This is a genomic window from Caballeronia sp. M23-90 (assembly GCF_053574605.1).
The window spans coordinates 1-255 of the sequence record NZ_JBSIPA010001054.1 but is presented as its reverse complement, the minus strand read 5'-3'; the positions used below and the strand labels follow the sequence as shown (position 1 = coordinate 255).

At 57.3% G+C, this 255-nt stretch carries 1 pseudogene; it reads right to left on the bottom strand.

Annotated features, from left to right (window positions below):
- Positions 1 to 255 (bottom strand): annotated as a pseudogene (locus ACRXB1_RS37775) (MFS transporter); the annotation flags it as partial.

Genomic DNA, 255 nt, shown 5'->3' with positions numbered 1-255 from the left:
AAGGCGTCTCTCCATCCGAACCAGGTGACGAGGCCTTGGGTCAGCGGGATGAAGACGGTACTTGCGAATCCCGCAACCAGCGTGACGAGCGTGATCTTGCTTCGAAACGTATCTGGAAAATCTTGGGGGATGACTGCAAAGACCGGATCGTAAAGCGTCGCGGCCATCGCGATGCCAAGTCCAACCCAAACAATGTAGAGGACAGTGAGGCTGTGGGCCTGCGACCACAGAAGGAGCATCGCGGCACTGAGAAGC